The 24,001-nt window shown below is 59.8% G+C and carries 17 protein-coding genes; 5 read left to right on the top strand and 12 right to left on the bottom strand.

The annotated features are described in order from the left end of the window. Positions 1-37 precede the first annotated feature (37 nt). Both DCC24_RS02180 and DCC24_RS02175 read left to right on the top strand, forming a co-directional pair. A complete protein-coding gene (locus DCC24_RS02180) occupies positions 38-2,674 on the top strand; it encodes an RNA helicase (RefSeq protein WP_110098495.1) in 2,637 nt (878 codons plus the stop codon). A 24-nt stretch (positions 2,675-2,698) separates the two neighbouring features. Continuing rightward, on the top strand, positions 2,699-4,048 hold the full coding sequence (locus tag DCC24_RS02175) for an alpha/beta fold hydrolase (protein ID WP_233491942.1): 1,350 nt from the start codon (positions 2,699-2,701) through the stop codon (positions 4,046-4,048). Between the two features lie 24 nt (positions 4,049-4,072). Here DCC24_RS02175 and DCC24_RS02170 read toward each other — a convergent pair whose 3' ends face one another. The 4 genes from DCC24_RS02170 to coaE form a co-directional block, all read right to left on the bottom strand. Continuing rightward, positions 4,073-5,410, bottom strand: a complete 1,338-nt coding sequence (locus DCC24_RS02170; protein WP_110098280.1) for a TerC family protein — start codon at positions 5,408-5,410, stop codon at positions 4,073-4,075. 172 nt (positions 5,411-5,582) lie between these two features. Further along, on the bottom strand, positions 5,583-7,727 hold the full coding sequence (gene uvrB / locus DCC24_RS02165) for an excinuclease ABC subunit UvrB (protein ID WP_110098279.1): 2,145 nt from the start codon (positions 7,725-7,727) through the stop codon (positions 5,583-5,585). A gap of 82 nt (positions 7,728-7,809) precedes the next feature. After that, positions 7,810-9,810 carry an acyltransferase family protein gene (locus tag DCC24_RS02160; protein WP_158524575.1) on the bottom strand — a complete coding sequence of 667 codons (2,001 nt, stop codon included), beginning with the start codon at positions 9,808-9,810 and terminating at the stop codon, positions 7,810-7,812. 154 nt (positions 9,811-9,964) lie between these two features. Further along, positions 9,965-10,570 (bottom strand): dephospho-CoA kinase, encoded by a 606-nt coding sequence (gene coaE, locus DCC24_RS02155; protein WP_110098277.1) that lies wholly within the window; start codon positions 10,568-10,570, stop codon positions 9,965-9,967. A gap of 64 nt (positions 10,571-10,634) precedes the next feature. Here coaE and DCC24_RS02150 point away from each other — a divergent pair, with 64 nt between their 5' ends. The 3 genes from DCC24_RS02150 to DCC24_RS02140 are packed head-to-tail and all read left to right on the top strand — an operon-like array spanning position 10,635 to position 13,084. Next, positions 10,635-11,318, top strand: coding sequence for a YigZ family protein (locus DCC24_RS02150; RefSeq protein WP_110098276.1), 684 nt, complete (start codon positions 10,635-10,637; stop codon positions 11,316-11,318). Continuing rightward, positions 11,315-12,457 (top strand): class I SAM-dependent methyltransferase, encoded by a 1,143-nt coding sequence (locus DCC24_RS02145; protein ID WP_158524574.1) that lies wholly within the window; start codon positions 11,315-11,317, stop codon positions 12,455-12,457. The genes DCC24_RS02150 and DCC24_RS02145 overlap by 4 nt, the downstream gene beginning before the upstream one ends. 51 nt (positions 12,458-12,508) lie before the next feature. Then, on the top strand, positions 12,509-13,084 hold the full coding sequence (locus DCC24_RS02140) for a hypothetical protein (RefSeq protein WP_158278384.1): 576 nt from the start codon (positions 12,509-12,511) through the stop codon (positions 13,082-13,084). A 123-nt stretch (positions 13,085-13,207) separates the two neighbouring features. On the opposite strand, the gene rpsA is transcribed toward DCC24_RS02140, so the two are convergent. The 8 genes from rpsA to DCC24_RS02100 all read right to left on the bottom strand — a co-directional run bounded on the left by rpsA (position 13,208) and on the right by DCC24_RS02100 (position 24,001). Further along, the gene (rpsA, locus tag DCC24_RS02135; protein WP_110098273.1) at positions 13,208-14,674 is read right to left on the bottom strand and encodes a 30S ribosomal protein S1; all 1,467 of its coding nucleotides are present in this window, start codon (positions 14,672-14,674) and stop codon (positions 13,208-13,210) included. 221 nt (positions 14,675-14,895) lie between these two features. Continuing rightward, positions 14,896-17,754 (bottom strand): DNA polymerase I, encoded by a 2,859-nt coding sequence (polA, locus tag DCC24_RS02130; protein ID WP_369859729.1) that lies wholly within the window; start codon positions 17,752-17,754, stop codon positions 14,896-14,898. A 32-nt stretch (positions 17,755-17,786) separates the two neighbouring features. Then, positions 17,787-18,149, bottom strand: a complete 363-nt coding sequence (locus DCC24_RS02125; protein ID WP_110098271.1) for a monovalent cation/H(+) antiporter subunit G — start codon at positions 18,147-18,149, stop codon at positions 17,787-17,789. Then, the gene (locus DCC24_RS02120) at positions 18,149-18,427 is read right to left on the bottom strand and encodes a monovalent cation/H+ antiporter complex subunit F (RefSeq protein WP_110098270.1); all 279 of its coding nucleotides are present in this window, start codon (positions 18,425-18,427) and stop codon (positions 18,149-18,151) included. Before DCC24_RS02120 ends, DCC24_RS02125 begins: the two co-directional genes overlap by 1 nt. Positions 18,428-18,433: 6 nt before the next feature. Then, positions 18,434-18,940: a Na+/H+ antiporter subunit E gene (locus DCC24_RS02115; RefSeq protein ID WP_199223036.1), complete on the bottom strand. Its 507-nt coding sequence runs from the start codon at positions 18,938-18,940 to the stop codon at positions 18,434-18,436. Next, positions 18,937-20,604: a monovalent cation/H+ antiporter subunit D family protein gene (locus DCC24_RS02110; protein WP_233491941.1), complete on the bottom strand. Its 1,668-nt coding sequence runs from the start codon at positions 20,602-20,604 to the stop codon at positions 18,937-18,939. Before DCC24_RS02110 ends, DCC24_RS02115 begins: the two co-directional genes overlap by 4 nt. Beyond that, positions 20,601-21,086, bottom strand: coding sequence for a sodium:proton antiporter (locus tag DCC24_RS02105; protein ID WP_110098269.1), 486 nt, complete (start codon positions 21,084-21,086; stop codon positions 20,601-20,603). The genes DCC24_RS02110 and DCC24_RS02105 overlap by 4 nt, the downstream gene beginning before the upstream one ends. Beyond that, positions 21,083-24,001 carry a DUF4040 family protein gene (locus DCC24_RS02100; protein ID WP_158524573.1) on the bottom strand — a complete coding sequence of 973 codons (2,919 nt, stop codon included), beginning with the start codon at positions 23,999-24,001 and terminating at the stop codon, positions 21,083-21,085. Before DCC24_RS02100 ends, DCC24_RS02105 begins: the two co-directional genes overlap by 4 nt.

The following is a 24,001-nucleotide window of genomic DNA, read 5'->3' as shown; positions in this document are numbered from 1 at the left end:
CTGAAGCGAGCGCGCAACTGCCGTAGAGTACGAGATGATGCTTTTGACTGACGTTCTTCCCGACCACCAAGACCGCACCGCCCAGGATCCGGCTGAGCTCTACGACCGTTTCACGCAGTGGGTCGGCTCCCGTGGCATCACGCTGTACCCGGCCCAGGACCAGGCGGTCACCGAGCTGTTGGAATCCAAGAACGTCATTATGGCCACCCCGACCGGATCTGGGAAGTCGATGGTGGCTTTGGCCGCGCACTTTTTGTCGTTGGCCCAGCACCAGGTGTCTTACTACACCGCACCGATCAAGGCGTTGGTCTCAGAAAAATTCTTCGACCTAGTGGATATTTTTGGGGCCGAGAACGTGGGAATGATCACCGGGGATGCTTCGGTGAATGCTCAGGCGCCGATTATTTGTTGCACCGCGGAAATTCTGGCGAATGTGGCCCTGCGGGAAGGCACCGGACTGGACATCGGCCAGGTGATCATGGACGAGTTCCACTACTACGCCGATCCGGCCCGTGGCTGGGCCTGGCAGGTCCCGCTGATTGAGCTCCCCCAGGCCCAGTTCTTGCTGATGAGTGCCACCCTGGGCGACACCACGCGGTTCGAACAGCGCCTCACCGAGGCAACCGGCAAGCCCACTGTGACCGTTACCGCCGCCACCCGGCCGATTCCGTTGCATTTTAGCTACTCCGAACAGTCGGTGGCCCACCGGGCAGAACAGTTGGTGGCAGCCGATCAGGCACCGATCTATATTGTGCACTTCTCGCAACTGGACGCCGTTGAGCAGGCCAGCAATCTCTCCTCGCTGGCGGTCCTGAGCAAAGCAGAGCAAGCGCAACTGGCCGAACAGCTGGAGACCTTTCCCTTCCAGGCCGGGTTTGGCAAGACGCTGAAAAGGCTCCTCAAGGCCGGGATCGGGGTTCATCACGCCGGAATGTTGCCCAAGTATCGCCGGTTGGTTGAAAAGCTCGCTCAGCAGGGCACGCTGAAAATCATCTGCGGTACCGACACGCTGGGTGTGGGTATTAACGTGCCGATTCGCACCGTGTTGATCACCGCGCTGAGTAAGTTTGATGGGCGCAAAACCCGGCACCTGAATGCTCGCGAATTTCACCAGATCGCCGGCCGGGCCGGACGTGCCGGTTTTGATACTGCCGGTTATGTGGTCGTTCAAGCACCCGAGCATGTGATTGAGAATCAGGCCGAGCAGGCCAAATTGGAACAGAAATTTGCCGGCATTAAGGATCCGCAGGAGCGGGCCCGGCGCATCAAACAGTCCAGCAAGTCCTCGGCAAAGAAAAAACCGCCGGAAGGTTTTGTGTCGTGGTCGGAAAAGACCTTCGACAAGCTGGTCGCTGCTGAGCCGGAGCCGATGGTCTCGCAGCTGCGAATCAACCACTCGATGGTGCTGAACCTGGTCGAACGAGTGGGGAACCCGGTCCGGCATGTGCGTCGGTTGATCACGCGCTCGGACGAGACCCCTGCTCGGCAGGCGCAATTACAGCGAGAGGCGATCGGCATCTTGCGTGAGTTACTGGCCACAGGTGTGCTGGTCAAATCCGACACCCCAGATGAGTTTGGTCGTCAACTCGAGATCACGGTAGATCTGCAACCGGATTTTGCACTGAACCAGCCGCTGTCGCCATTTGCCTTGGCGGCGTTTGAGCTATTGGACCCGGACAGCCCCACGTATGCCCTGGATATGGTCTCGATCGTGGAGGCCACCCTGGATTCGCCACGACAGATTCTGTCTGCCCAGACCAAGAAGGCCAAGGACGAGAAGATGGCCGAGATGAAGGCCGAGGGGCTGGAGTATACCGAGCGGATGAACATCTTGGACCAAACCACCTACCCGCAACCGCTCGGTGAGCTTCTCGAGCAACAGTTCGCGGTGTATGCGCAGGCAGCCCCCTGGCTGAAAGATTTTGAGCTGGAACCTAAGTCGGTGGTGCGCGATATGTACGAACGTGCGATGAGCTTTGGCGAGTTCGTCAGCTTTTACTCCTTGGCTCGCTCTGAAGGCGTGGTGTTGCGGTATCTGACCGATGCGGCGAAGGCCATGCGCCAGACTATCCCCCAGGATGTGCGCACTGCCGAGATCGAGATGATCCAGGACTGGCTGGATACCATGATCCGGTTCACCGATTCCTCGCTGTTAGAGGAATGGGAGGACCTGATTGCCGGCGATATCGACCAGGCGCGAGAAGAATATGAGAATCCTGAGCCTCCCAGCCCTCCGAAGCTCACCGAGCAGACCGGCGTGTTCCGGGTGATGATCCGCAATGCCATGTTTCGGCGGGTACAGCTCTTTGGGGCAGAGAAGGACGCGGAGCTGGAAGGGATGGATTATCTGCCTGAGGGCGCCATCCCGTTCACCAGCGATAATTGGGCCGACGCGCTGGATGATTTCTTCGCCGACTACGAGGACCTGGACGATACCGCCTCGGCACGGGACCCAAAGTTATTACGGATCAACACCGAGCCGCAGCTGGGCCCTGGCGAGTTGGACGACCTCGGGGCCAGCCCCGGTGATTACTGGAATATTACCCAAGTGCTCGTGGATCCCGAGGCAAACTACGACTGGGCACTGAATGCTGTGGTGCATTTGGCGGCCTCCAACGAGCAGGGGGCCCCAGCGATCACGATGCTATCGGTGGGTGAACCAATCGAAGGCTAGCACATACAGTAAAGGAGTGATTCCGTGGAGTCCGTCTCGTCGATGAGCACCGGTGTGAACTCCAGTGAGTTCACCACCCGCCAGGATGGGTACCGGCAGCGCACCCACCGCGTGCAGGTTCCGGTTGATCACCACCAAGCAGGCCCAGCAACCGATCCTGAGATGCTGTGGGTCACCGCTCGCGAGTTTCGCCACCCCGACGATGACCCGGATTCCGAGATCAACACCAAGCCGTGGTTGATTTACTTCCAGGGCGGACCCGGCTCCCCCGGACAACGGCCGGGCACCATCGGAGGATGGCTGGCCGAGGCACTGAAGACCTACCGGGTGATGATGCTCGACCAGCGTGGCACCGGTCTGTCCACCCCACTGAATCATCACACGTTGCGTGCCCGTGGGGATGCGACCGCGCAGGCGGACTACCTAACTCATTTCCGGGCACCGGATATTGTGGCCGATGCTGAAGCCCTCCGAACAGGTCTCGGCATCGAGCCGTGGGTCTCGCTCGGCCAGTCCTTTGGCGGATTCTGTACACTCAGCTACCTCAGCTTCGCCCCTGAGGGTTTGCGCGGTAGCTTAATCACCGGCGGTCTAGCCCCACTGTCTGGACCGGCCGACCGCGTCTATCGGGCCACCTACGCGCGGATGCGGGCCCGCAACCAGGAATACTTCGACCGTTACCCGGAGGATCTGAAGGTGTTGGCACGGGTGTATCAGCGGGTTCGTGCCGGCGGAATAGTCCTTCCCGATGGGTCGAAGCTCACCGTCCCTCGCGTGCAAACCCTGGGGATGATGCTGGGTGGCAATACCCGGGTTGACACCTTGCACTACGTGCTGGAGCAAGCGTTCATCCCGGGGACTGATCAGCTCAGCGATCACTTTCTGCACGCGGTATATGAGCAGGTATCCCGGGCCAGAAATCCGCTGTATCTAATCCTGCACGAAGCCATCTACGCTCAGCCGGATCAAGCCGCCGAGCCCACCAACTGGGCGGCCGAACGGATGCTGAGAGAGTATCCAGACTTCGATGCTGAGGTCACGCAGACCCCGTGGCTGACCGGTGAGATGTGCTACCGGTGGTATACCCGCACTGATCCGACGCTGATTCCGATCGCTGAGGCGACCGAATTGATTGCGCAACACACCGGGTGGGGCCGGTTATACGACCTCGAGCAATTGGCAGCGAACCAGGTGCCGGTGGCTGCGGCGGTCTATCGTGACGATGTCTACGTCGATCGCGACCTGTCACTGGAGACCGCCGGACGGGTGGCCAAGCTACAGGTGTGGGAGACCGATGCCTACCATCATGACGGGATCGGCCAGGCGGGGGCGAAAATCTTCACCCGCCTGCACACGATGATTCACGACCGGTAAGCACGGCGCCCGTCAGCCCGCTGGTTAGCGGCGCGCCGAGTCTTGGCTTCGGGCACCCTCTTTCTCGGCGGAATCGTGTGAGTCCTCGGTGTCGTCCGGCGGGTCAATAATCGAGCCGGCCTCGTTGACCACCTGTTGTGAGACCGGGGCGGAACGGCCGGACCGTTGGACGTCTTCCAGTCGGGTCTCGTGGGCCTGACGGATAATGCTGGACCATTGGTCTTTATGTTCGATCAGCTCGTCTAGGTATTTATATTCGACCCGACGGGCCTTTTCAGTCCACTCATCCATTTTCGCAGCGGCTTTCTCGCGCTCTTGCTCGGTAGTGGAGTCATCCAGCTTGGAATACCGGAAGGAGAACTTCTCCGCATTCTGCAATGCGATCAGCGCCTTGCCCTTCTTCGAGGTCAACGAGGTGACAACCACCATGAGCAGGATGGCGATAATAACCACCAACGACATCTCGGTCGGAATTTCTTGAACCGGCACTGGTTCCCCACCGTTGATAAACGGCAAACTGTTCTCGTGGAGGGCGTGTAGCACCAGCTTGATGCCGATGAAGCCTAGAATGGCTGCCAAACCGTATCCCAAGTACACCAGACGGTCCAGCAAGCCATCGATCAGGAAGTACAGCTGGCGCAAGCCCATCAGCGAGAAAGCGGTGGCGGCGAAGACGATATAGGGCTCCTGGGTGACACCATAGATCGCGGGGATCGAGTCGAAGGCGAAGAGCACATCGGTGGCACCGATCGCGATCATGACCAACAACATCGGGGTGATCATCAGCTTGCCACGTTCTTTAGTGAACAGTTTGTCCTGGCGATAATCGTGTGAGACCGGGAAAATCCGACGGGCGGTGCGCACCATAATGTTTTCGGCCTCATTGGACTTCTCGTCGGCCGAGGTCAATTCGCCCTTGAGTTGCTGGCCGGCCAGCAGAATCAGGAACAGACCGAAGACGTAGAACACATCCGACCAGGCGTTGATCACGGCTGCGCCGAGGAGGATGAAAACCGTCCGGGAGATCAGCGCGAAGGTAATACCGAACAACAGCACCTTTTGTTGGTACTCGCGCGGTACCTGGAAGTTGCTCATGATGATCATGAACACGAACAGGTTATCGATCGATAGTGACTTTTCAAGTAAGAACCCGGTGTAGTACTCCACGGCGTGGGAGGTATCGCCGAAGAGGAAAAATACCAGGCCAAACAGCAACGCCAGTCCAATGTAAATGGAGGACCACATCGCGGCTTCTTTGATCGTGGGGGTATGGGCTTTCCGAGCGTGGGCAAAGTAGTCGAAAGCCAATAACCCCAGGATGATCGCAATGGTGACCAACCAGGTCACAAGGTTGATTTCCACAGGGAAGCTCCTTTGAGGATACGAGAATGAATCACAAGTCTCTCCCACTTGAGCTGATGGTCTCTGCTCAAGCCTCGCGCCCGGTTGAGAATAATCTCCACGTGCTGACGTTCGCGAGAAAGATCGGGATACTCCCCTGTTCGTGGACTACTGTAGCACCTCGACGAGGATTTTAGGCGTGTCCGGCTTGTTTCATCTGACGCAGTTCTTTTTTGAGCTCCGCCACCTCGTCGCGCAGGCGTGCGGCAAGTTCGAACTGCAGATCCGTGGCGGCCTGATGCATCTGCTGGGACATGTTGTCGATCAAGTCCTGCAGATCCTTGGCCGGAAGGGCAGCAATCTTCACGGCCTGCTGGCCCTCACGATCGGCCTGTTGGGATTTCTGTTCATCGGTGATCATCGAGGTGTAGCCACGGTGTCCCTCACCAAAATCAAAGCCGGCCTTGACCCCGCCCATGCCCGACAGGAAGTCTTCGGAGTCGGCATCCTCACGGGCCAGTTGGTCCGTAATGTCGGCAATGCGCTTACGCAACGGCTGCGGGTCGATACCGTGCTCGGTGTTATAAGCCTGCTGGATTTCACGACGACGGTTGGTTTCGTCGATAGCCTGTCGCATCGAGTCGGTGATTTTATCGGCGTACATATGCACCTGACCGGAAACGTTGCGGGCGGCACGACCAATAGTCTGAATCAGCGAGGTGGTTGAGCGCAGGAATCCTTCCTTATCGGCGTCCAAGATTGACACCAGCGATACCTCGGGCAAATCCAAGCCTTCGCGCAAGAGGTTAATGCCGACCAGCACGTCGAACGTGCCCTTGCGTAGCTGGGTCATCAGCTCCACCCGTTTGAGCGTGTCGACATCGGAGTGCAGATACTGGACCTTGACCCCGTGCTCGATCAGGTATTCGGTCAGGTCTTCGGCCATACGCTTGGTCAGGGTAGTAACCAGCACGCGTTCGTCACGCTCGACTCGCTGATTGATCTCGTCCATCAGGTCATCGATCTGGCCGTTGGTGGGCTTGACCACGACTTCGGGGTCGATGAGTCCGGTGGGTCGAATAATCTGTTCCACCACGCCGTCGGCTTGGGCCAGCTCGTAGGGGCCCGGGGTGGCCGACAGGTAAATGGTTTGGCCGATGCGCTCGAGGAACTCATCCCATTTCAGTGGCCGGTTATCCAATGCTGAGGGCAACCGGAACCCGTGATCGACCAGGGTGCGTTTACGCGACATATCCCCTTCATACATTCCGCCAATTTGGGGCACGGTCACGTGGGATTCGTCGATGATCAACAAGAAGTCATCGGGGAAATAGTCGAGTAAACAGTGTGGAGCAGAGCCGGGACCACGGCCGTCAATATGGCGCGAGTAATTCTCAATCCCGTTGCAGTAGCCCATTTGTTGCATCATTTCGAGATCGTAGGTGGTGCGCATCCGCAACCGTTGGGCCTCGAGTAACTTATCTTGGGCCTCTAACTCTGCCAGTCGCACGCGCAATTCATCCTCGATGGACTCGATGGCCCGAGCCATCCGGTCATCACCGGCCACGTAGTGGGAGGCCGGGAAGATGTACATCTCGTCTTCTTCCCGGATCACGTGACCGGTCAGCGGGTGCAGCGTCTGGATCGAGTCGATCTCATCGCCGAAGAATTCCACACGGACCGCAAGCTCTTCATACATCGGGATGATCTCTACGGTGTCGCCACGGACCCGGAAGGTGCCACGGTGGAAGTCGTGGTCATTGCGCACATACTGCATATTCACGAACTGACGCAACAATTCGTCCCGGTCCAGCTCTTGGCCCCGTTTGAGGGTGACCATCTGGCGGATATATTCCTCCGGGGTACCCAAACCGTAGATGCACGATACCGTAGAGACCACCACGGTGTCCCGGCGGGTGAGCAAGGCATTGGTGGCTGAGTGGCGGAGGCGTTCGACTTCCTCATTGATGGAGGAATCTTTTTCAATGAAGGTATCCGACTGCGGGACGTAGGCCTCGGGCTGGTAGTAGTCGTAGTAGGAAACGAAGTACTCGACCGCGTTGTGCGGAAGCAGGTCTCGCAATTCATTGGCCAGCTGGGCGGCCAGAGTCTTGTTCTGGACCATCACCAGGGTGGGACGCTGAAGTTGTTCGATGGTCCAGGCCGCGGTCGCAGATTTACCGGTGCCGGTGGCCCCCATCAGCACCACGTCTTTTTCCCCGCCACTGACACGCTCAGCCAATTCGGCGATAGCACGTGGCTGATCGCCAGAGGGTTGATAGGGAGATTCCACCTTGAAGGGCGCAACTTGCCGGGTGATTTCTTGGGCCAGACTCATGCCTCTACCCTACTCTTCTCCCCCCGGTCTGCCACCGCAAACGCCCGGTCGTCAGACCCAGAGCGAACGTGCCAGCAACCCGTTAGGAGACCTGCGGTTCTCCCGACTGAGCCCGGGCCAAGGCCTTCTCGATGGTCTGACTGTACAGCGCGCGTCCCTGCTGGTCCTTGGGGTGCACCGAGTCATCGGCCAGCAAGTCAAGGTGGTCCTGGATGGCGTTATTCCAGTCGGCCAGGTAAATATCGTCGTGGTTCTTCACAGCTTCCCGGATGGCCCGGTTGGCCGGGTCGATCCAGGTTGCCCGAGACGGACCGTAACCGGTCACCAACACCAGGCGCCGATCGGGACCGATGATCTCGCGGATGGTCTCGATCTGATCCTGGCTAATGACGGCGTTTGTGGCCAGCCCGACCACGACATAGGGCCGCAGTTTGCCCTCGGACTTCAACCGGTTCAAGATCTCCGGCGCAGACTGGATGGAGCGGGAAATCTCTGCATCGAGATAAATGCCGGGAAAATCCTGATTCAGGGTCTTTCCGGCAGCGACGAGGAGAGAATCACCGATCATCGTGATGTTCTCTCCAGTGACTTCTGGGCCGGGATGACCGACCGGTGAGGCGTGTTCGGTGGCAGTATCCTCAGCAGTTTCTGTAGCGGAGTCGCTGGGCTCAGCGGATGGGTCCTCGGCGGGTTGTTCCGAAGGTTGCTCCGAGGGCTGTTGGCCTGGTTCGTCCTGGGCTTCATCGTCGGACTCAGAGCCGATCACGAGGCGGTCTTGATCCCCGGCAGCTTGTTGCAGGGCTCGCTCGGCGCTGGATTGTTGTGGCGATACGGCAATGGCGGAACCCGCAGCGATCAATACCCCGGCCAGACCCGCAATGGTTGCGACCTTGGCTACCGGCATCAGCTGCGTGATTTGCGCTACCAGCTGACGACACCAGGTCAAGAACCCGTGGGTGCGGATGGGGGTTTCAATGAAGCGGTAGGACAGCTCCGCGAAAACGATGCTGAGCACGATGATCGGCAGTGCTGCCAGCAGCGGGTTCATCGTCGGGCTGAGGTAGTACATCAGCACCCACAGCGGCCAGTGCCATAGGTAGATCCCGTAAGAGCGCACGCCCAACCACACCAGGACCGGGTTCTCCAGGATGGCGGTCAACGCCAGGGCCGGTTGAGACGGGGCCACATCGTTGAGCAGACTGCGGACTGTGATGGCCACGGCCACACTAATCGCAACCATCCCCCAGGGATACATCAGGGACTCGGGTAGGACCATCATCATCGTGATGGCAGCCAGCAATCCCAGCCAACCGCCCACGCCCCACAGGGTGGGATAGCGCGTAGGATTGATCGGCATCTTCAGAGCACCCGGGATCGCTAAGGCGATGCCGGCGCCCAACATCAGACCCCAGAGGTGTGTGTCGGTACCCATGTAGGCACGGGAGAGGTCAACCCCAGACAACCAGACATGGGCAACGATCGACGTCGCGGCAACAGCGAAGACGACGGCGAGTCGTCGGGACCGGGACCAAAAGACGAGCAACGCAACGATGAGGGGCCAGAAGACGTAGAACTGTTGCTCCACGGATAACGACCACATATTGGTGAACAGCAACGGGGAGTTCTGTTCAAAATAGCTTGCACCATTGGCGATTTCGACCCAGTTATAGGTTCCGGTCAGTGCACCAACAAACTGGCGTGGCAAGGACACGAGTGCATCGCCGCCGACCGCCAGAGCCAGAGCGGAGGCACCGATCAGGGTAACGACCACGGCCGGCACCAGTCGACGGAAGCGACGCAACCAGAAACTCTTGAGCTCAAGCCGTCCGTGACGGTGTAGTTGCTGGAGCAACAGGGCGGTGATTAAGAAGCCGGAGAGCACGAAAAACATATCCACCCCGGCAAAGCCGGCTGGAGCCCACCCGGGAATGAGGTGATACACCAAGACGGCCATGGCGGCAATGGCCCGCAACCCATCAAAGCCACGCAACCGTGGGGGTCGTGCGGCGGTGTGGGAGCTCGTGTTGGTTCCATCGGCGGACACCGTCGTCGATGCCGGTCGCTCCGCTGTATATGACGCCATATTACGCATGCGCTTAGAATAGCTCTGAGATACCCGGCTCAGACCGGCAACACGACCGTGTTGCACAATTAAGATCTTTTCGCTACACCATGACCTACCGCTATCGAGCGGTTGGGCTCGACTGTCACTCCGCCCCTGTCAGACGTGGGTGAACTCACCGAGCGGAGTACAGCGACTGCCAGAGTTCGCTGACCTGTTGTTGTGTGTGTTCCAGCGATTGGGAATTGTCAATGACCCACGTGGCGATCTGGGTGCGTTGGGCGTCGGTGGCTTGGGACTCCATCCGGGCTTTGGCATCGGCAGGGTCCATCCCTCGATAGGTGGTGAGCCGCTCTAGTCGAGTCTGCTGATCACATGTCACCACGATCACTCCGTCGAAACGCTCCGCTTGCCCGGTTTCGGCCAGTAAGGGAATGTCTTCAATAAGCACGGTCTCCCCCGAGCTTTCCGCGGTGGCAGCCTCAATCTGGCGCAGGGTCTCAGCCCGGACCGCCGGATGGACGATCGAGTTGAGTGTTTGGCGTGCTTGGTCGTCGTTAAACACGATCGAGGCCAGGGCTTGACGGTCCAGCTGTCCGTGTTCGTCGAGAAGGTGCTCACCAAAATGCTCGACCACTTCCTGTAGCACCGGTTGACCAGGGGCCATCAGCGACCGGGCAATGGCGTCGGCGTCAATGATGACTGCGCCCAGCTCGGCCAGCATCTTCGCCACCGTCGATTTACCGGATCCAATTCCTCCGGTCAGGCCGAGGTGTGTCATCGAGGTCCTCCTGGATGGTGGGCGAGCTCGGGCTCAGCTGGCGAAACCGCCTAGACTGTCGACTATGCCCGATTCACAGTGCTCATCCTATCTGGTCCCCGCCGCCAGGCGCGAGACCGACGGAGTCCGGTTGGAGATCAAGAAATCTGAATTCATCGCCTATGTGCACCGGGTTGAGAGCGAGTCTGCTGCCCGTGAGGTGATCGAGCGGATCCGGAAGCACCACCACGGGGCTCGACATGTGTGTTCAGCCTTTATTCTGGGGCCGGATCGGACGGTACAACGCTGCTGTGATGATGGTGAACCGGCCGGAACCGCCGGGATCCCGATGCTGCAAGCCCTGTATAGTTTCACTCACCCTCAGTTCGACGGGTATCTGTCCGACACGGTGGTGGCAGTGGTGCGATATTTTGGTGGGATTAAACTCGGTGCCGGTGGCCTAGTCCGTGCCTATACGGATGCCGTTGTCGCTGGGCTCGAGTCCACAGTGGTGCGACGTCGGGCGCGGGTGTTGTTGTATGAGGTTGCCGCACCGCACGCCGATGCCGGCCGGTGGGAGAACGAGTTGCGTGCCACCGGTGTCGAGGTGTTTGGGACCAATTATGGTGGCACCTCGGCCCACATTCAGCTCGGTATCCGCGACGAACGCGGTGCAGTGGAGAAACTCCAGACTGATCTGGCCACGATCACCTCGGGAGCTGCCCATCCGGTAGCAACCGGCACGCAATGGATGGATATCAGCTCATGACCGATCACCCTCAATCACGGACGCACCGTGTTGCCACCGGTGTCGATCGACTCTTGCTCGACCAACTCGATGAGCTACTCGAGCAGTCACCGAGCTATCGGGATCTGCCGGTCGTGGTGGTGAACGAGACCGAGGGAACAGTGGCCGCGGAGCTGAGAAGCCGGGGCATGCCACTGCGCGTGGTGCAAGATTCGGCGCTACTCTTCGATCGGCTCAGGGCACAGGCCGATCTCGCCCACGAACCGTGGGATGATGTGGTGAGCCGCGAGATCCTCCAGGGTGCCGGCACGGTGCTGTATCGGTTGCCGCGCCCGTTGGAAGCGGTGGAGGAAACCGCATGGCATGTGGCCCGCTGGGCCAAGGAGACCGTAGTGTTACTCGCCGGGGCACGACAGAAAGATCTGCAACGGTCGGTTAATGACCGTTTGGGCCAATATTTTGGGCACGTTTCGGCCTCGCGCGGTGCGTATAAGGCCCGTGTTATTCGTGCCCGTGACCCACACCTCCCAGATGCGACACGCCAGACCCCACCACGGATCCCCCGGGTGAACACCGACCGGGTGCTTGACCACGAGCTGGCACTGCGCGCCTACGGGCTAACGTTTGGTGCCGCCCGGGTTGATCCGGGTACCCGGTTGATGCTGGAGACGATTTTGGGAACCCCCCATGCTTTCCAGGATGCTATCCGAGGTGCGGGTACAGCCGTTGATCTGGGCAGTGGTAATGGCACGGTGGCTACCGTGCTGGGATTGGAGACCTCCATCCCGCAGATTATTGCCACCGATGATTCAGCTGCCGCTGTCTGTGCAACGCGCGCGACCCTGGTGGCGAACGGGTTGGACAATAACAGTCGCTTCGCGGTCTACCACCAGCCCGATACGAAGCAACTTGCTGATGCGTCGGTTGATCTGGTGGTGTTGAATCCACCCTTCCATCACGGGTCCTCGGCGGTGACCCGGCAGATTGCACTCGACCTGTTTGTCGCAGCGGGCAGGGTGCTGACCGCGAACGGCTTATTGGTGGCCGTATGGAATTCGGGGCTACAGTATCGTCCGCAGCTGGAACGTCTGGTGGGTCCGACGACACAGTTGGCGCGGACCAAATCCTTTACGGTGACTATCTCTGAAGTCACCGGCTAGGCCAGCCAGGCTATTCTCATGATAAGCGCAAGAGAGGAAAGGCACCCATCAATGTTCATCAAAGTGTGCGGAGTGACCCGGGCGGAGCATGTCGAATGGGCAGCTGAGCTCGGCTACGATGCGGTGGGTTTCATGTGTGTTCGGAACTCACCTCGGTATGTCCCGGTTGAGCAACTGGCTGATCTCGCGCGGGTAGCCCGGAACAGGATTCGGACGATGGCAGTGGGGATGACCTTTACCGAGGTGGAACAGGCTCTCGATCTTGTCGATGCCGTCCAACTCTATGAGTATGATCCTCGGCCGGCACACTTGGCTGTGGCCTCAGCTGAAGCCCCCACCCGTGCCGATGCCCACCCTAATGTCGAGTATTGGTTCTACGACATCAGCCACGGCACCGGGTCCTTTACCGCTCCCCCAGATTGGATGCACGAGGCCAGGATTCCGGTGGTGTTAGCCGGTGGGCTCCATCCCGAGAACGTCGCCGAGGTGGTCCGAAATTACCATCCGGCGGGGCTCGACGTCTCCAGCGGGGTGGAGAAGGAACGAGGGGTCAAGGATCGACACCTGATGGAAGCATTCATCCGCCGTGCTCGGCAGGCTCAGACCACCCCGTCGTCTGAGGCCTAGCGTATGTCATCGTAGCGATGGTAGCCATCATCAAAACAGTGGGCCCGAGGGAAGTTTCCCTCGGGCCCACTGTTCTCGACAGTTCGTCTCAGTCAGCGGCTCGACGAACTGGACAGGCAATGTTTAGTGGCCGGTAAGCTTCTCACGCAGAGCAGCCAGCGCTTCATCGGACGCCAGGGTACCGGCGTCATCAGCATCGGAGTGCTCTTCTTCGGAAGAATACGAAGCCTGGCCGGTGTCGACCGGTCCAGCCGCGGCAGCTTCGGCACTGTCGGCCAGGTGGCGAGCAACCTGTTCCTTGTGAGCTTCCCAGCGGGCCTGAGCATCGGCGTAGTCCTGCTCCCAAGCAGCACGCTGCTCTTCGTAGCCTTCCATCCACTCGTTGGACTCGGGGTCGAACCCCTCGGGGTACTTGTAGTTGCCTTCTTCGTCGTAGTCGGCGGCCATACCGTACAGAGCCGGGTCGAACTCGGTGCCTTCGGGGTCAACGCCCTCATTGGCCTGCTTGAGCGACAGCGAGATGCGACGACGCTCCAGGTCGATGTCGATGACCTTGACGTAGACGATTTCGCCGACGGAGACAATCTGCTCGGCGGTATCGATGTGACGGTGTGCCAATTCGGAGATGTGCACCAGACCTTCGATGCCGTCTTCGACGCGGACGAAAGCACCGAACGGTACCAGCTTGGTGACCTTACCGGGCACGATCTGACCCAGAGCGTGGGTACGGGCGAACAGCTGCCACGGATCTTCCTGAGTGGCCTTCAACGACAAGGAGACGCGTTCACGGTCCATGTCGACGTCGAGGACCTCAACGGTGACTTCCTGGCCCACTTCGACAACCTCAGAGGGGTGGTCAATGTGCTTCCAGGACAGCTCGGAAACGTGAACCAGACCGTCGACGCCACCCAGGTCCACGAAGGCACCGAAGTTGACGATCGAAGAGACCACACCGTTGCGGACCTGACCCTTCTGCAAAGCCTGCAGGAAGTTCGAACGAGCCTCGGACTGGGTCTGCTCCAGCCAGGCACGACGGGACAGCACCACGTTGTTGCGATTCTTATCCAATTCGATGATCTTAGCTTCCAGCTGCTGACCGATGTAGGGGGCCAGGTCGCGAACGCGACGCATTTCAACCAGGGATGCCGGCAGGAAGCCACGCAGCCCGATGTCGAGGATCAGGCCACCCTTGACCACCTCGATGACGGTACCGGTGACCACACCGTCTTCGTCCTTGATCTTCTCGATGTCGCCCCAAGCCCGCTCGTACTGAGCACGCTTCTTGGACAGAATGAGACGGCCTTCTTTATCTTCCTTGGTCAGCACCAGGGCTTCAATGGAGTCGCCCACCGCCACGACATCGTCGGGATCAACGTCATTCTTGATGGACAGTTCACGAGACGGGATCACACCCTCGGTCTTGTAGCCGATATCGAGCAGGACCTCGTCGCGGTCGACTTTGACGACGGTGCCAGCCACCAGGTCGCCATCGTTAAAGTATTTGATGGTCTCATCGACGGCATTGAGGAAATCGTCTTCCGTTCCAATGTCGTTGACGGCAACCTGTGGGGCATTGGTAGTAGTGGTCATGTAGTAGGGACTCCGAATGGATATGGTTTATTAACTAATGGTCTTTGGATGTTGAGAACGACCTCGCTATCGTGAAGACGCCTCAGCGTCGGTGCGGGGAAATCTCAGCAGAGCGCCGGCATGCCGGCGCACCTGATAATCTTACGGCATGACGTTGTCAAGGTCAATGTGACAACACGATCAATTCCGCAGTATTGCGCGGAACATGACGTGCTCTGCACTTAGTGGGCTGCTTGCTGCCAGGTGCGTCCGCGTCCGACTTGCACATCCAGGGGCACCGAGAGCTCGGCGGCCTGCGACATTTCTTCAACCAGAATTGTTTCGGCCCGTTCCCGTTCTGATTCTGGGACCTCGAGAATCAGTTCGTCGTGGACCTGCAACAGCATCCGCGTGTTCATCGATTCCTCGCGGAGTCGCCGGGCGACACCGAGCATCGCGACCTTGATCAGATCCGCGGCCGAGCCCTGAATCGGGGCATTCAGCGCCGCGCGTTCTGCCATATCCCGCAATTGGCGATTATCGGACTGCAAGTCTGGCAGATAGCGACGTCGCCCCATCATCGTGGAGGTATAGCCGTCGTTGCGGGCTTCTTTGACCACCCCACGCAGGTATTTTTGCACGGAGCCGAAGCGCTGGAAGTAGGAACTCATCAGCTCACGGGCCTCATCAACCGGGATTCTGAGCTGTTTGGATAGCCCGAAAGAACTCAGACCGTAGGCCAGACCGTAGGACATCGCTTTGACCTTGTCACGCATCGCAGTGGTCACCTCTGCGGGACGGACATCAAAGACCTGGGAGCCGACGAACCGGTGGAGGTCCTCACCCTCCTGATAAGCCTGGATCAATCCGGCATCCTCGGACAAGTGGGCCATGATGCGCATTTCGATCTGCGAATAATCCGCTGTCAGCAGTGTGGTGGGTTCATCGCATCCGGGAATGGTCCCGGCCTGGAAAATGTCGCGAATACGTCGACCGGTTTCAGTGCGGACCGGAATATTCTGCAGGTTCGGGTTCAGGCTCGACAGTCGCCCCGTCGCCGCCGCGGTCTGAGAGTAGGTGGTGTGGATGCGCTGATCGGTAGCCACCGAATCGAGCAGACCCTGCACGGTTTGTTTCAATTTGGTGGCATCTCGATAGGCCATCAGGTTGTGCAGAAAGGGGTGATCGGTCTTGTCCAGCAGATCATTGAGGGATTCGGCATCAGTGGAGTGCCCGGTTTTCGTTTTACGAGTCTTGGGTAGATTCAACCGGTCGAAGAGCACGGTTTGAAGCTGTTTGGGCGAGCCCAGGTTCACCGGGTCACCGTCGATGGATTCCCGTGCTCGGTCTTCGGCGGCCTGAGCCTGATCACTAAAGACTTCCAGGAGCTCGTGGAGCTTATTGGTATTGACCGCAACCCCGGTTTCTTCCATCACGGCCAGCACTCGGGAGAGCGGAATTTCCACCTCGGTGACCAGCTGATGCGCATCGCGGGCGATCAGCTCGGGGTACATGACTTCGTGGAGTCGGATCAGCATCGACCCGGCCTGACCCAGATAGGTCTGCATTTCCTGGCTCAGTGCTGGCTCGTGAGTCTCCCCCAGATCGAGCTCACCCTGTTTATTCACCGGTGCTGTTTTGGGCACCTCGAGCGTGGTGTTCAGATACGTCTGCGCTAGCGCTGGCAGATCGTAACCGCGACGGTCCGGCTGGAGCACGTATCCGCAGAGCAGGATGTCGTCGACGACCTCGGCAATGTGGTGGAGGTCTTGGTCCTCGTTCAAGGACTGCGTGAGCACCTCGGTGGCGCCACCGGCTTTGATCAGTGTTTTCAGGTCGTAGACCACTTTTTGGTAGGAGCCCGAGAGTAAGAAATCGTTGACTTCGGCGATCAGCTCGGTGTCAGTAGACCCGGAAAGCTCGATCACACCGGCCTGGTCTTCAGTGGCGATAGAGACTGCGGCCACGGTGCCGTAGTCGCCAGGGGCCGGGATTTTGCGTCGGGTGATGACCTCCGGGGCGGTGATCTGGGCGAAAACCCCGAGCGCAGTGCCACCATGGGTGGAGAGAAAATCCCGCAGCTGGGCTGCCTGGGTGATCAGCTCGATGGTGACCTCCACCGAGGCCTGAGCTGAGGAGCCTTCGAGGCCGAGACGGTCATGGAAGACATCGAAAACCCGTTCGCGCACGCGGTTGAATTCCAGGGAATCGAATAAATCGTTGATGTGGTCGTGATCCGGTGCAGACAGCGCGGTGGCTTCGAGCTGAATGGGAAGGTCTAGGTCGCGTACCAGCGCGTTGAGTTTGCGGTTACGGATCACATCGTCGAGGTGCTCGCGTAGCGCTTGGCCTTTTTTCCCCTTGATCTGGTCAGCGTTATCGATCACGCCCTGCAGATCTCCGTATTGTTTCAACCATTTGGAAGCGAAACCGGCGCCAACACCGGGGACACCGGGGAGATTATCGGCTTTTTCCCCGACTAGGGCCGCCAGTTCGGGGTACTGCGCTGGCCTAACCCCGTATTTATCCAGCACCGTTTGGGTGGTCATCGGTGGGATTTCGGAGACACCCTTGGTCGGATACAACACCGCGGTGGTCTCCGAGATCAGCTGGAAGGCGTCCCGGTCGCCGGAGACCACCACGGTGGTCCAACCGGCTTGCTCGGCTTGCGCCGAGAAGGTTGCCACAATGTCGTCGGCTTCGTAGCCGTCGACGGTGATCGCCGGAATGTTCAGGGCCTCGAGGACTTCACCGATCAGATCAATCTGGCCGGAGAATTCCTCGGGAGTTTCTTGCCGACCGGCCTTGTATTCACCGTATTCTTCCGAACGGAAGGTCGGGGTGGAGACGTCGAAGGCGACCGCGACGTGGGTGGGTTGTTGCTCGCGAATCATCGACAGCAACATGGTCAAGAATCCATACACCGCATTGGTGTGTTGCCCGGTGGTTGTGGCGAAGTTCTCTGCCGGTAGCGCGTAGAAGGCCCGAAACGCCATGGAGTGGCCATCGATGACCAACAGCCGGGAGTTCTGCTGGGAGCGCTCCGGGGACGTCACGGCGGAATCCGATGCGGTGGTGTGGGATCTGTGTTGCTCAGTCACAGCTTCCATCCTATCGGTGGGGCGCCGGGTTCTCAGCGGGTTTCCACACTCTCTCCGGTGACGTCGTCTTCGTCCAGCTCGTCAAAGTAGCCGGGGTCCATCCGTACGCCGGTCAGATAACTGGAGCGAGCAATGGCCATCGTGCCGATCGCGGAGGTACCCAGTTGCATGAAGATAATCAGGATGACCTTGAGCGTGTCAACCACGGTGGGTTGGACCAGTAGGCAGCCGACGACCACCAGGATCATGCCCAGTCCCCCGGCGGTACCAACGGCGGAGATGCGCATGAAGGGGTCGGTAAACCGCACCAGGCCCAGGGCTGCGGTGGCAAACACCAGGGCCCCGAGCACGACGAAGACCTGGCCGAGAACGAAAGAGAAGGTGGTGATATCCATTAGCGTTGCCCCCTGGTGAGTGCTCGACCCAGCGAGATGGCGGAGAGGAATCCGATCACCGAGGCGACCAGCACAATATCGAAGGTGAACTGACCGCCGAGTCGAACCCCAAAGATCGCGATCAGTCCGGCCACACCGAACATCAGCAAATCCCCGGCGATGGCACGGTCCGCTTCGGTCGGTCCTTTCAACATGCGCCAGGTGGCCACCAGGGTCGAGACGATCAGTAGCGCAAAGGCGATGTCAAGACCGAGGAAATCGAGATTGATCAGGTCCATGATTGGTTACCTCCCGTCCTGTTCGGCCTCGGTGTCTTCGGCGAGGGCGCGCTCTCCAGCCTGAACTTCGGGATCGAAGAGTTCTTTGTAGAGTTCCGGGCCCGATCTCGGGTGTTCGGGTCGGGGGTAATCGAAACCTTCGGGACGTTTGGCGCGGAGCATATGTTCTTCCATATCCCAGGACCCCTCGCGAATGGCGTCCGCATCTCCGTCGTAGAGCGAGTGCACGTAGATCCACCGCACCCCGTGGACGTCAATGGTGGTCCCCAGCGTCAGGGTTCCGGGGGTGATGGTAATCATTGAGGACAGCAATGTGACTTCGAGTTCGGATTCGCACCGGGTAGGCACCCGGGCGATCCCAGAGTGGGCGTTGAGTCCGGGCGTGAGGTTATCGGCAATCACCGCCCAGTTGGCAACGATCACTTCTTTGATGTACCACACCAACACGCAGATGAACCGGAAGGGCCAGCTGAGGTAGTCACCCACGCTGGCAGAACGTCGGGTCGTGATCATCCGTTCATCACCGCCTCGAGGTAGTTGCTGGTATCGAGCAGGCCTTCGGCTGCCATCCCGGACAGGGTCAGTAGCAGCTGTGCGCCCAGGCCCAAGCAGATGGTGAGTCCAGCGAGCACGATCGCTGGTAGCGACAGGTTCCAGCTAATGCGTTTTTTGGGCACGGTCGACCGGTCGGATTCGATAATGGTCATCGACTGCGTGAGAGTCTGGAACTGTGATTCGGAGGCCATATGGGCCAGTTGGGGGGTCCGCGAGTTCGGATCGGAGTAGGCCGAAGCGGTTGAGGCAATAATACGGGTCGCCGAGGGGGTGTTACGCGATTTCGATTTGGTCCGCTGGGCGGATTTTTCCCAGAACATCCCCGACCAGATCTTCAGCATCGATAGCAGCGTAACCAACGAGACCACCACCATCACGACGACCGCGGCGATTTCGTCGGCTTCGACCGCTCCAAGGATCAGCAAGAACTTCGCCATAAATCCGGAGAACGGTGGGATCCCGGCCAATGACAGGGCAGCCACCAAGAAGGCTCCAGCCACCCAGGGTTCGGTACGTACGATTCCGCCCAGTGCACCGATCACACCGGTGCCGTAGCGGACTTCCACGGCCCCGGTAGACAGGAACAGGCTGGCTTTGACGATCATGTGGTGCAGCAGGTAGAAGATGCCGGCGGTCAGCCCCAATTCGGTGAACAATGCGACGCCGAGCAGGATGTAACCAATCTGGGAAACCATGTGGAAGGCCAAAATGGTGCGGGTGGTCTTCTCCCCTACCGCCCCGAGCACGCCGATGACCATAGTGAGGCAGAACAGCAATACTCCGACCCACAGAAAGCGGGTGTCGCCGTCGAAAATCACCGCGTACAGCCGGTAAATCGCATAGATGGCGACCTTGGTGTGTAGTCCGGAGAACAGCGCGGTGATCGCCGGTGAGGTGGCCGGGTAGGACCGGGCCAACCAGCCGTGCAATGGGACGATGGCAGCTTTAATACCCAGCGCCAACAGACACACCGACGCGGCGATGGCCACTGTCCGGTCGGAGGACCCCAGGCTGGCCAGCACACCGATGTTCACGCTCCCGGCGGTGCCGTAGAGAAAACCCACACCGATCATGTACAGGGTGGAGGTGAACAGGTTCAAGGTGACGTATAACCGAGCACCGTGAACGCGACGGGCCGGGGTCTGTCGGTTGGCCGAGAGGACATACAACCCATAAGACGGCAGAAGCATGACCTCAAGGAACACGAAGAGGTTGAACAAATCCGCGGTGAGAAATGCACCGTTGACGCCGGATCCCAGGATCAACACCAGGGGGGCAAAGAACATGGAGTTGGCCGCATAGGAGGCCAGCGCGAACCAGGTACAACAAACCGTCAGGATGCTGGTGACCGTCAGCATCAGGGCCGAAAACATATCGGCCACAAACGGAATGCCGACACCATAGGGCCATAACCCCACCGAGTGGCCCAGCGCATCCGGGTGATCGGGGTGGGCAAAGTAGGCCACCAGGTAGACCGAGAAGGCCAGGATCACGAGCTGGGTGACCGTCATCACCCAGGCGTGTAGTTTCAGCCGGTTACCGACCACCGCCAGGGCCCCGCCGACCAGTAGCGGAACCGCGACCATCATCGGCAATAGCATCTCCAGCAGGTTTTGGCTCATTTCTCGCCTCCTGTGGGACGCTGCGTGCCGGCCTGCTGGGACTGCTCAGCGGCTTGTTGGGCCGAGCGGGCTTGGTCGTTGGCCTCTTCCTGGGCGTGCAAGACTTCCAAGGTGTGGGTGGCCGTGCCCGGGATGGTGGCGTCAGAGACCGCTTCTGCTGTGGTGTCCAGAGTCTCGGTGCGACCGGCAGTACGGTCACCTCGGTCACCGGTGACCGCGAGGACGAGCATGAATACCGTGATGGAGAAGGCAATCACGATCGCGGTGAGCACCATGGCTTGAGGCAAAGGGTCGGCGGCCAGTTCGGGGTCAACCTCGCCGAAGGGCTCGTGACGTCGGGACGCGCCACCGGCAGCCATCAGCACCAAGTTTCCGGCGTGGCCAAGCAGGATGAAGCCCAGAATGATGCGCAACATTTCTCGTTTGGTGAACAGGTACACGGCCCCTGCCACAAGGAGGCCAACGGTTAGTGCCAGGGTCATCGTTTCACCTGCCGATCGTGTGAGGGGTTTGCATCAGTGTCTGGTTGCCGGGACCGCGATTCAGTCCGGATCCGCTGTGAGGGGAGCACTCCGGTGGTCGGGTGGGGGTCCGGGGGTGGAGGCAATTGTTGTCCCAGAGCGCCGTCATCGCGGGGTTGATCCATACCCAACAGGTTGAAAGCCATGAGGATCAAGCCCAGCACCGCCAAGTAGACCCCCAGATCGAAGATCAGCGCGGTGTTGAGGTGCAAGCCAAATACATCGGCGTGTAGTGGGGTGAGGAAGGATCCTTCGAGCATGCCCCAGATACCGGTGAGCACACCGACGACCACGCCGGTACCGATCAGCGTGATATAAGGCCAGCGCACGGGAGCGCGCTGATCGGAGGAAGCGACCAGGTACAGCAACGAGAACCCGGCCCCGGCCAGTAGCGCGGCAATGAATCCGCCGCCGGGTTCGTTATGGCCCCGGACCAGCGTGACCAGGGAGAGCACCATCATCACCGGGACGGCGATCTTGGTGAAGCTGCGCAGATACGCCAGATTCACGTGAGGATGCGACAGTGGCGAGGTGCTAGAGGCTGCTGATTGCAACACCGGGTCGGGCTTGCGCGAGGCCAACAGTGCCGCCACGCCGATACCGGCCACACCGAGTACCGTGAGCTCGCCCAGGGTGTCTAGAGCACGGAATTCGACGAGGATGGTATTGACGATATTGTCGCCGCCGGTGATCTCAGCGGCTTCGGTGGCGTAATAGGAGCCCACATCAGACAGTTCGCGTCGGCCGGTCAGGGCAAAGACGCCGAGGAAGGCGGCGCCACCAGCGCCCAGGGCCGCGACGGCGGCCGGTAGGGCCTGGCGCAGCGAGGTTGTAGAGAATCGTTGGGGCAACCGCTTGAGCAGTAGCACCATGACCACCACGGTGAGGATCTCGATCAGTAGCTGGGTCAGGGCAACATCGACCGAGCCCAGGTTGAAGAACCACAGCGTGGTGGTGAAGCCGACCACGCCAACAACCACCAGGGCTGAAATGCGGGTTTGGGTTCTGATGGTAGCGAATACACCGACCCCGGTCAGCAACACCAGTGCCCAGTCCAGGGGCAGATCGAGACCATCGACTTGTTCGGGTAGGTGGCCCGGGAGTGTGAAAAGTCCGATGACGGCCAGGGCAATGACTGCCACAGCGGGCACGATCAGGTGGCGTCCTGGGTTTTGTCCGGAGGTCCAGGCACCCACACGGGCACCGAAGTCTATGAGTCCTTCACGCAGGGCTTCGACCACGCCGAGCCCGGAAATGGGAATCCCGCGCGGAACCAGGAATGCTTCGATCTCTGGCATCTTCCAGACCGCGATCACACCGCCGATGATGACCAGCACGGATAGCCCCAGGGCGGGGGTGAGCCCGTGCCAGAGCGCAGAGTGGACTTCGGTGTAGCTGCCGACGGCCTCGGAGACAGCAGCGGTGGCGAGTTGATCGGTGAGCCCGGGAGCCAGCCCGAGGACGACGCCGGCCAGCGAGACGATCATCGGGAAGATCCAGAAGGTGATCTTGCCATCTTTAACGGTGCGGATATCGGCCGAGGAGCCCCGCGGGGTGTTCAGCCAGCCACGGGGTGAACGGTACTTACCGAAGGCGCCCCAGACCAGTCGGCCCGAGTAAGCGAAGGTGCAGATGGCTGCCACGACGATTGCCACGGTCAGGGCCACGTGTAATTCGCCGGGGAGGTTTGTTTCGATTAGTGCCTCGAACAGGGTTTCTTTGGACACGAACCCGAACAGCGGTGGCAGACCGGCCATGGAGGCGGCAGCGACGGTGAGCACGGTGAGAGTGGCCGGCATGTTCACATCGCGGGAGGCCAGCATGCGCATATCGCGGGTGCCGGCTTGGTGGTCGATGATGCCAACGGAGAGGAATAAAGCGGATTTAAACAGGGCGTGGGCCATGGTGTGTAGCACCGCGGCGGTGATCGCCAGTGGGGTGCCGACACCGATGAGCATCACCAGATAGCCCAGCTGGGACATGGTGGAGTAGGCCAGCAGTTCCTTCAGGTCGTACCGACGCAGGGCGCCGAAAGCACCGAACAGACACGTGATGGTTCCCAGCAACACCAGCAACAGGGTCCACAGTCCATGCCCGGCCAGTGCTGGCGAGAACAGCAACAGGAGATAGACCCCAGCCTTGACCATCGCGGCCGCGTGCAGGTAAGCAGACACCGGGGAGATGGCCACCATGGAGTCGGGCAACCAGGCTTGGAAGGGGAACTGCGCAGATTTGGTCAGTGCTGCCATCGCCAGCAGTACCACCACGCTGGTGGTGATGCCGGGACGGGTCCAGATCTCGGAGGCTAATACCTCGGTGATCACGGTGGTTCCGGCCGCTACGGTCATCACACACACCGCAGCCAGCAGGCACAGCCCTCCGGCCACGGTGACCAGTAACGTGCGGATGGCCGGCTGGTGGGCATGCGGGCCGGAGCGGGCGATGAGGAAGAAGGAACAGAAGGTGGTGCCTTCCCAGGCGATGTAGAAGACCAGCAGATCGTTGGACAGTACCAGCACCAGCATGGCCAGCGCGAAGGCTGACATCGTCAGATAGAAGGAGACGAGTTTTGTTGAGCCCAAATACCGTGGCGAGTAGAACAGCACTCCGGCCCCGATGAGCAACACCAGCAGAGAGAACAGCAGGGAGAGACCGTTGAGTCGGAGGTGGAAGCCGATTTCGAGCAGGCCCGGGATCCAGGGATAATACTCGATCACCTCACCGCCGGGACTGATGATGTAGGCGCTCATCAACAGGACGGCGGCCGCCAGCAGCGGCAGGCATAATACCCATCCGGCGTTGCGACCGAGCCATTGCGATAATGGGCCGGCGCTGATCACGCCAAGAAGGACCAGGATGACGGAGGCCAGAAGCAC

Origin of the sequence: Auritidibacter sp. NML100628 (genome assembly GCF_003185985.1) — a bacterium.
In the GTDB taxonomy this organism is placed as follows: Bacteria; Actinomycetota; Actinomycetes; order Actinomycetales; family Micrococcaceae; genus Auritidibacter; species Auritidibacter ignavus.
This window is presented reverse-complemented; position numbering and strand designations above follow the sequence as displayed.